Origin of the sequence: Xenorhabdus thuongxuanensis (assembly GCF_001908095.1) — a bacterium.
In the GTDB taxonomy this organism is placed as follows: domain Bacteria; phylum Pseudomonadota; class Gammaproteobacteria; order Enterobacterales; family Enterobacteriaceae; genus Xenorhabdus; species Xenorhabdus thuongxuanensis.
Genome location: NZ_MKGR01000096.1, coordinates 1 through 803 on the forward strand (window position 1 = coordinate 1; position 803 = coordinate 803).

The following is an 803-nucleotide window of genomic DNA, read 5'->3' on the forward strand; positions in this document are numbered from 1 at the left end:
TGCTTGCCGTTCTCCATCTGGATCATCGCCTTAGTCAATGCTGTCATGATGGATTTGTCGTTAACATCAATCACGGCATGACTGGATACACCGACTGTTTGGCTCACATAGGTAATATAACTCTCGGTATCATTCTCATTTGGCGGTGCCCAGCGGGAAATAAACTGGCGGATGGTATTATCGCCGTAGAGTTTCACATAATTGCGCAGGATTTTGAGCATCGCCCGAATACCGTACTCTGGTGCGATAAACTGACAGAATGACTGATCAGTCTGCCTGCTGCACAGTCCCTGCCATTGGTCACCGTGGCGGATATTGCCCGGATTGTGATTCCTAATGCCTCTGGTCATCAGATTATCCCTCATGGTCGTTCAGCAATTTTTCAACATCCCAACTGCACATACTGGTACAAACCTCTACTCCTGTATCCAGAAAAATAGCTGTTCCATTATTACCGTTATAGTCAATGGGCTGAAAATGCGTAATACGTTCTAAAACAACAGTGATGGGATACATCCGGCTACTAACGCCATAGGGCGGAAAATTATAGGTATTCATGATGCATTCCTATTCATTCGGGATGTTTCGCCCATTTCATACCGATCATCGATGAGTTCGTCATCATCACCATTGAATTTCGCCATCGCATCACAACAAACTGCACAACAACGATAGTGTATGATTTCACCATCAAATACCCATGTTGATAATCTGGCGATGGATTTCAGGGGGATGATTTCATCGCAGATATGACAACGAGCCGATTTGCGGGTTATACCGATCGTGTCTTTCAGGCAGCGTTC

The 803-nt window shown here is 45.2% G+C and carries 3 protein-coding genes; all 3 read right to left on the reverse strand.

Annotation, left to right across the window (positions count from 1 at the left end):
- Positions 1-350 (reverse strand): structural protein (locus Xentx_RS18195; RefSeq protein ID WP_074021885.1); only part of this gene is annotated, 350 nt, incomplete at its 3' end.
- A 4-nt stretch (positions 351-354) separates the two neighbouring features.
- Positions 355-558, reverse strand: coding sequence for a hypothetical protein (locus Xentx_RS18200; protein WP_074021886.1), 204 nt, complete (start codon positions 556-558; stop codon positions 355-357).
- Positions 555-803, reverse strand: a 249-nt coding sequence (locus Xentx_RS19290; protein WP_167366789.1) for a hypothetical protein, incomplete at its 5' end; no start/stop codon positions are given. The genes Xentx_RS18200 and Xentx_RS19290, both read right to left, overlap by 4 nt.

Coding starts and splice junctions, on each gene's coding strand:
- Xentx_RS18200 (WP_074021886.1), bottom strand. CDS start 558: ATGAATACCTATAATTTTCCGCCCTATGGCGTTAGTAGCCGGATGTAT.